The following is a 7,976-nucleotide window of genomic DNA, read 5'->3' as shown; positions in this document are numbered from 1 at the left end:
CACCTTCTGCTGACCGACTTCTGTTAACAGAGGTCTTGGTAGCGAAGCCCTCGACTATAGCATGAGTTTTGGATTGGATGGAAGGGCCCCATCACTTTCTGCAGAAATGCGGCCAGCCCACTGGCGCCACACCCACGCTCGCAGGGCGGCAAGGGGCCCCTCCTATATAGAAGCAGGGCGGGCGGCAGGTGTGCATCACCCATGCACAGGACCAGCATCCACCGCAAGCCCTCGCCAAAAACAGTCCGTCAGCACCCCGACACATGTAAAGTGCGCGCGCCCTCGATAATCCTCCCCCTATGGCACTTATCACTCTACTGGACGCCCAACTCGCATTTGGGCACGTTGCACTGCTGGACCACGCCGGCTTCTCTCTGGAGGCAAACGAGCGCGTGGGACTGATCGGGCGCAATGGCGCCGGCAAATCGTCCATGCTCAAGATCCTGGGCGGCATGGCCAAGCCCGATGACGGATCGCTGCAGGTGCAGCAAGGCACCCGCATTGCCTTCGTGGCGCAGGAGCCCTCGCTCGACCCCGAAGCCAGCATCTTCAAGGCCGCATCCGAAGGACTGCAGGCCGTGATCGCGGTGCGTGACCAGTACCTCTCGGGCGCCGAGGGGCTGGACCTGGACGCACTGCAATCCCAGATCGAGGCCTATGACGCCTGGAACTGGGAGCAGCGCGTGGAAGAGACCCTGCAACGCCTGCACCTGGACCCCGAGGCCATCGTCGGCACCCTCTCGGGTGGCACCAAGAAGCGCGTGGCACTGGCGCAGGCCCTGGTGGCGCGGCCCGACGTGCTGCTGCTCGATGAGCCGACCAACCATCTGGACCTGGATTCCATCGAGTGGCTGGAGGACCTGCTGCTCGACTTCCCGGGCAGCGTGGTCACCATCACCCACGACCGGGCCTTCCTGGACCGGGTCGCCACCCGCATCGTGGAGCTGGACCGGGGGCAACTGCGCTCCTACCCCGGCAACTTTGCCCAGTACATGCTTCAGAAGGAAGACCAGCTTGCGCAGGAAGCGGTGATCTCCGCCAAGGCCGACAAGCTGCTGGCCCAGGAGGAAGTGTGGATTCGCCGCGGCGTGGAAGCCAGGCGCACCCGCAGCCAAAGCCGCATCACGCGCCTGCAAGACCTGCGCTCACGGCGCGAAGCACGCCGTGACGTGGTGGGCAGCGTGCGCATGGACGTGGCCACGGGCAGCGGCAATGGCTACCAGGGCAAGATCGTGGCCGAGCTCACCAACGTGAGCAAGTCGTTTGGCGACCGGACCATCGTCAGCAACTTCACCGGCACCATCCTGCGCGGTGACAAGGTGGGCCTGATCGGCCCCAACGGCGCGGGCAAGACCACGCTGCTGAAGATGATCCTCGGTGAGCTGGCGCCGGACACCGGCGACATCCGCCAGGGCGCCAACCTGCAGGTGGCCTACTTCGACCAGATGCGCCATGCCGTGAACCTGGATGCGACGCTGGAGGACTTCATCAGCCCCGGCAGCGAATGGATCGAGATCGGCAACCAGCGCAAGCACGTCAAGAGCTACCTGAGCGACTTCCTGTTCTCTCCGGCCCGTGCCCACTCCCCTGTGCGTTCGCTGTCAGGCGGAGAGCGCAACCGCCTGCTGCTGGCGCGCCTGTTCGCACGCCCGGCCAATGTGCTGGTGCTCGACGAGCCAACCAACGACCTGGACATCGACACGCTGGACCTGCTGGAAGAACTGCTCGAAAACTACGATGGCACGGTGTTCCTGGTGAGCCATGACCGCACCTTCCTGGACAACGTGGTGACCAGCACCATTGCGTCTGAAGGCAATGGCCTGTGGCGCGAGTACGAGGGTGGCGTGCAGGATTGGCTGCTGCAATCGCGCCGCAGCCGTGCGGCCGCCGCAGCCGCTGCCCCGGCGGCAGGCACCAAGCCGGCCGCCGCCAAGGACGCAGCCACTGCAGCAGCCCCCTCCAAGACGGAACAGACCTCGCGCAAGAAGCTGTCATACAAGGAACAGCGCGAGCTGGATGCCCTGCCCGATCGCATTGGCGCCCTGGAAAAGGAACAGGCCGAGGTACAGGCCGTGCTGGCCGATGGCAGCGTTTACGCCACCGACGGTGCCAAGGCAGCCAAGCTCACGGCCCGCGCCAGCGAGATCGATGAGGAACTGATGGCAGCGCTGGAGCGCTGGACGGCGCTGTCGGCCTGACCTGACGCGGAAGCTGTAAGCCACGCTCGTATGTGGCGCGACCTGCTCGAAGGCATGCCCCAAAACCAGCGCCACCGTGGAACTGGCTTTGCCAGGCCACGGGTGGCGTCCCCCTGGGGGGATGGCGCCGGAGGCGACTCAGGGGGGCTTTAAATTCTGTGATGGAGCCGGTCGGTCGCGCCACGCAGGCGCGCCACCAACGCGGGCGCAATCTGGCCCAGCGGCAGCACTTCATCGGCCGCGCCGTGGGCAATGGCCTCGCGCGGCATGCCGAAGACGATGCAGGTGGCTTCGTCCTGCACGTAGTTGTAGCTGCCTGCGTCCTTCATCTCGCGCATGGCAGCTGCACCATCGTTGCCCATACCGGTGAGCATGATGCCGAAGGCATTGCGCCCGACCACGGCGGCGGCCGACTTGAACAGCACCTCCACCGAGGGCTTGTGCCGGTTCACCGGCGGGCCATCGTCGACCACGGCCACATAGTTCGCTCCGCTGCGCGCCACATGGAACTGCGTGCCCCCGGGAGCGATGTAGGCATGGCCCGGCAGGATGCGCTCGCCGTTGGAGGCTTCCTTGACGGTGATCTGGCACAGGCCGTTGAGCCGTGCCGCAAAGCTGGTGGTGAAGCCCGGAGGCATGTGCTGGGTGATCACGATGCCTGGCGAATCAGCCGGCATGTGCACCAGCACCTCCTTGATGGCTTCCGTACCCCCGGTCGAGGCGCCGATGCAGATCAGCTTCTCGGTGGACAGGCGCCCCAGCAAGGTGGTAGGTGCCGCAGGGGCCGCCGTGCCCGCGCCGGATGCGGAATGCGCGGCCGATGCCTCGCGCGGCGCAGCCCGGCGCACCTGGGCCACGGCCGCCACGCGGATCTTGTCCACGATCTGGGTCGCCAGGTCGTTGAGGCCGCTGGCCAAGCCCACCCGGGGCTTGGCCACGAAATCGATGGCGCCGAGCTCCAGCGCCTTCATGGTAACCTCGGCCCCGCGCTCGGTCAGCGTGGAGATCATTACCACCGGCATGGGCCGCAGGCGCATCAGCCGGCCCAGGAAGTCGATGCCATCCATGCGCGGCATTTCGACGTCCAGGGTGATCACGTCCGGGTTCATCTCCCGGATCATCTCGCGCGCCACCAAGGGGTCGTTGGCCGTGCCGATGCACTCCATGTCCCGTTGCCGGTTGATGATCTCAGACAGCAGACTGCGCACCAGCGCCGAATCGTCCACCACGATCACCCGGATTTTCCTGCTCATTGTTCTCTCAGGCTTTCTTCGTCTTCAATCAAAACAGATCCACGGAGCCACCCGAGGTGCTCTTGGCGACGGTCGCAGCATTCCCGCGCCTTTCCTGCTCCACCAGGGTCTCGGGATGGGCGTGCGCCAGACGCTTGACCATGGCCTTGCCCGTCACCGGGAAGAACACCACCTTGCGGGGATAGATGTCCAGCACGTCTTCCGAGACGATGGGGATGCGCTCCGTGTGCAGGTAGTTCAGCACGAAGGTGGTGTTGCGTTCGCCCACATTCATGGTGGTGAAATTGTGCATCACCTGCGCACCGCCAAAGATCTTGGCCTGCATGGTTTCGCGCCGGGCACCGAGCTTGAGCATCTCGTTGATGAGCAACTCCATCGCGTACGAACCATAGCGCCCCGAGGCATCTGCCAGGTCGCCGTCGGGCAGCATGAAATGGTTCATGCCCCCGATGTGCGCACGGCTGTCCCAAAGGCAGGCCGCGATGCACGAGCCCAGCACCGTCATGATGACCATGCTTTCGTCGGCCACGAAATACTCGCCGGGCAACACCTTCACGGCGTTGTGCTGGAAGTGGTGGTCCAGGTAGAAGAAGGATGCCTCGCCCGGCTTTCTGGCCTGGGCCTTGAGTTCATTGAGCGAGGATTCGCGCGGCGCCGAGCTGGATGAATAGATGTCCGCGCTCAGCGGCGCGATGCGCGGAGCACGCCGGCGCTCCGGCGCTCCGGGCGCAGCCGGGGCGGCACCAGGCGTGAAGGTATTGGGCTGGTTATTGGTCATGGAGCTGCTTGGAACAAGTTCCTACGGGCGAACAGAGGGGCGGATCACCGGCGTTCATAGACCGTCTTGCCGCGCAGGGTGAAGAGATCACGGGACTCGCTGAAATTTTCAGCATGCCCCACAAACAGCATGCCACCAGGTTTGAGCACACGGTGGATACGCTCCAGCACCTTGCGCTGCGTGGGCGCATCGAAATAAATCATCACATTGCGGCAGAACACCACGTCAAAGGGCTCCTTGAAGGGCCAGTCGTCGCGGATGAGGTTCACGCTCATGAAGTCGATGGCACGGCGCAATTCGGGCTTGACCCGCACCATGCCATCATTGCCGCCCTTGCCCTTGAGAAAGAACTTTTGCAGCCGCTCCGGGCCCAGCCCCTTGAGGTTGTCGAGCCGATACACCCCCTGGCCGGCGGTGGCCAGCACCTTCGAGTCGATGTCACTGGCCGTGAGCTTGAAGGAGGCGTTGGCCCCCAGCGACTCGAAGGCCGTCATGACGATGGAGTACGGCTCTTCGCCGGTGGAGGCCGCGTTGCACCACACCTTCCAGGCGGTGTTGGCCGGCTTGCTGCGCAGCAGCGTGGCGAAGATCTCGAAGTGGTGCTGCTCGCGAAAGAACGCCGTGAGGTTGGTGGTGAGCGCGTTCACGAACTCCTGCCACTCGGGGCCATCGTGCGTTTCCAGCCAGCCCAGGTATTCATGGAAGCTGTTGTGCCCCGTATCGCGCAGACGGCGCGAGAGCCGGCTGTAGACCATGGCGTGCTTGCCGTCGTGCAGGCTGATGCCGGCGCGCTGGTAGATCAGCGACTGCACCCGGGCGAAGTCGGCGTTGGTCCATACGAACTCACGCCCCTGCGCCAGCGGGCCCGACGGTGCCGGGGCACTGGCAGCGGCTGCGGCGGCAGCACGCGCGCCGGCCGAGGAAATACTGGTGGTCTGGGGCATCATTTTGATCATCCGCTCGGAAGTCCATTTCGCTCCAAAAGGCCTGCAGACCCTTGCCTGCAGTTTGGCTTGCGGCCACCCACCTGACTGACTGTGGCGTTCGTTACTCCGCCGTCGTCACCAATCCCATGTCCACACTCGACATCAGCTTTTCGATGTCGAGCAGGATCAGCATGCGCTCACCCACCGACCCCAGCCCCAGGATGCAGCTGTTGTCGATGGCGCTCTCGATGTCGGGCGCCACGCGGATGCTCTCGGGCGTGAGCTCCATCACGTCACTGACCGAGTCCACCACGATGCCGACCACGCGGTTGCGCAGGTTCAGGATGATGACCACCGTGAAACTGTTGTAGTCCGCCTGCGCGCAGTTGAACTTCAGGCGCATGTCCACGATGGGGACGATGGTGCCGCGCAGGTTCACCACGCCCTTGATGAATTCGGGGGCATTGGCAATGCGCGTCGGCGGCTCGTAGCCCCGGATTTCCTGGACCTTCAGGATGTCGATGCCGTACTCTTCCTGGTCCAGCCGGAACGTCAGATACTCGCGCGCACCGGTCGGCGCGCTGTCGGCGGTTTTACCCATCACACTCATGGTGCGTTCTCCTTGTTAGCAGTGCTGGTGCATTCCATGAACACATCGCACCCGAATCAGTGGCGGGCCCGGCGCACCAGGCCACCCGTGTCCAGAATCAGTGCCACCGTGCCGTCGCCGAGGATGGTGGCGCCCGAGACATTGGGTACCTTGCGGTAGTTGGTCTCCAGGTTCTTCACCACCACCTGGTGCTGGCCCAGGAGCTCGTCGACCAGCAGCGCCACACGGCTGCCGTCGGCCTCCACCACCACCATGATGTTGCTCGACTTGTTCAGGTCGAAGCGCGGTACCTGGAAGATCTTCTCCAGCGCGATCACCGGCATGTACTCGTCGCGCACCTTGACCAGCTGCGATCCCTGGGCCACGGTGCTGACGTCGTCGGAGTTGACCTGGAAGGACTCCACCACCGAGGACAGCGGCAGGATGTAGACCTCTTCGCCCACACCCACCGACATGCCGTCCATGATGGCCAGCGTGAGCGGCAGGCGCACCGACACCTTCATGCCATAGCCTTCGGCAGAGTCCACCTCGACCGAGCCGTTCAGGGCGGCAATGTTGCGCTTGACCACGTCCATGCCCACGCCACGGCCCGACACGTCGGTAACCTCATCGGCGGTGGAGAAGCCGGGGGCAAAGATCAGTTGCCACACGTCGGCATCGCTCATCTGGTCGGACACATCCAGGCCCCGCTCCTGCGCCTTGCGCAGGATCTTCTCGCGCGACAGGCCGCGGCCGTCGTCGCGCACCTCGATGACGATGGAGCCCCCCTGGTGCGATGCCGACAGGGTGATGGTGCCCAGCTCGGGCTTGCCCTTGGCCAGGCGCTCTGCCGGCATCTCGATACCGTGGTCGCAGCTGTTGCGCACCAGGTGGGTGAGCGGGTCGGTGATCTTCTCGACCAGGCCCTTGTCCAGTTCGGTGGCTTCGCCCAGCGTGACCAGCTCGACCTTCTTGCCCAGCTTATTGGCCAGGTCGCGCAACATGCGCGGGAAGCGGCTGAAGACGATGGACATGGGGATCATGCGGATCGACATCACCGATTCCTGCAGGTCCCGTGTGTTGCGGTCCAGGTCGGCCAGGCCGGCCAGCAGTTGCTGGTAAGCGCCTGCGTCCAGCCCGCGGCTGTTCTGCGCCAGCATGGCCTGGGTGATCACCAGCTCGCCGACCAGGTTGATGAGCTGGTCGACCTTGTTCACTGCCACGCGGATGGTCGTGGATTCCATCTGCGCCTGGGCTGCAGCCTTGGGCTCGGCAGCGGCCACGGCCTTGGACGCCGAAGGCTTGGCGGCCACACCGGCAGCAGGCACCGCGCTCGGGGCGCCAGGCGCGTCCGAGAAGAAGCCGTAGGACACGTCGGCGCCACCCGAAGGGGGCTCGATCTCGTGCACCGCATGATCGGGATCGACTTCGGCTACTGCAGCGGGTTCTTCGTCCCCGTCACTGAAGCGCACCTGCTCCTTGGACACATGGAAGGCGAACAGGTCCAGCAGGTCGTCGGTGGACGAGGTGGTTTCCACCGCGAACACGCGCACGCCAGCCTGCACGCTGGGCAGATCGCTGATGGAGCCCAGGCCCGGAATGTCGCGGAACAGTTCCTTGATGGTGTCGGCCTGCTCGGTCTTTTCCAGCGGCCCGATGTGGATCTGCAGCTTGCGCAATTGCCCGGGCACGTGGGCCTTGGTGGCCGGCGCAGGAGCGGCGGCAACCGGTGCCGGGGCGGGCGCTGGGGCCGCTGCGGGTGCGCCGTCCGGGACCACGCCTGCCGCCAGTTCGCTGATGCGCTTGACCAGGGAGGTGGTGGACACGGCCTCGCCCTGCCCGCCTGCCTGGTGGCGTGCCAACAGGCTGCGCGAGGCATCGGCGGATTCCAGCAGCACATCGACCATGGGTGGAATGGGCTGCAGCTCGTGGCGGCGCAGCCGGTCGAGCAGGGACTCCATCTGGTGCGTCAGCTCGGCCACATCGGAGAAGCCGAACGTGGCGGCCCCGCCCTTGATCGAATGCGCGCAGCGGAAGATGCCATTGAGCTCTTCGTCGTTGGCAGCGCTCAGGTCCAGGTCCAGCAGCATCTGCTCCATCTGGTCCAGGTTCTCGCCAGCCTCTTCAAAGAAGATCTGGTAGAACTGGCTCAGGTCAAAGTCAGCACCGCCAGCCCCTGATCCCTCTTGATAGCTTTCAGCCATAGTCGGCTCCTTTATACGTGGTGGCGCC

The 7,976-nt window shown here is 64.8% G+C and carries 6 protein-coding genes; 1 reads left to right on the top strand and 5 read right to left on the bottom strand.

Features of this window, described 5'->3' with window-relative positions; all coding sequences use genetic code 11:
- Window positions 1–299: 299 nt before the first annotated feature.
- On the top strand, window positions 300–2,198 hold the full coding sequence (locus QYL93_RS27180) for an ATP-binding cassette domain-containing protein (protein ID WP_305746600.1): 1,899 nt from the start codon (window positions 300–302) through the stop codon (window positions 2,196–2,198).
- 149 nt (window positions 2,199–2,347) lie between these two features.
- On the opposite strand, the gene QYL93_RS27175 is transcribed toward QYL93_RS27180, so the two are convergent.
- The 5 genes from QYL93_RS27175 to QYL93_RS27155 form a co-directional block, all read right to left on the bottom strand.
- Window positions 2,348–3,451, bottom strand: coding sequence for a chemotaxis response regulator protein-glutamate methylesterase (locus QYL93_RS27175; protein ID WP_305746599.1), 1,104 nt, complete (start codon window positions 3,449–3,451; stop codon window positions 2,348–2,350).
- Window positions 3,452–3,479: 28 nt separating this feature from the next.
- Window positions 3,480–4,229, bottom strand: coding sequence for a chemoreceptor glutamine deamidase CheD (cheD, locus tag QYL93_RS27170; protein ID WP_305746598.1), 750 nt, complete (start codon window positions 4,227–4,229; stop codon window positions 3,480–3,482).
- A 44-nt stretch (window positions 4,230–4,273) separates the two neighbouring features.
- Entirely contained in the window at window positions 4,274–5,173 is a 900-nt protein-coding gene (locus QYL93_RS27165; RefSeq protein WP_370877047.1) for a CheR family methyltransferase, read from the bottom strand.
- A gap of 103 nt (window positions 5,174–5,276) precedes the next feature.
- Window positions 5,277–5,765, bottom strand: coding sequence for a chemotaxis protein CheW (locus QYL93_RS27160; RefSeq protein WP_179683310.1), 489 nt, complete (start codon window positions 5,763–5,765; stop codon window positions 5,277–5,279).
- 56 nt (window positions 5,766–5,821) lie between these two features.
- The gene (locus tag QYL93_RS27155) at window positions 5,822–7,948 is read right to left on the bottom strand and encodes a chemotaxis protein CheW (protein WP_305746596.1); all 2,127 of its coding nucleotides are present in this window, start codon (window positions 7,946–7,948) and stop codon (window positions 5,822–5,824) included.
- Window positions 7,949–7,976: the final 28 nt, after the last annotated feature.

Source organism: Acidovorax sp. A1169, from assembly GCF_030704685.1.
Lineage (GTDB): Bacteria > Pseudomonadota > Gammaproteobacteria > Burkholderiales > Burkholderiaceae_C > Acidovorax.
This window is presented reverse-complemented; position numbering and strand designations above follow the sequence as displayed.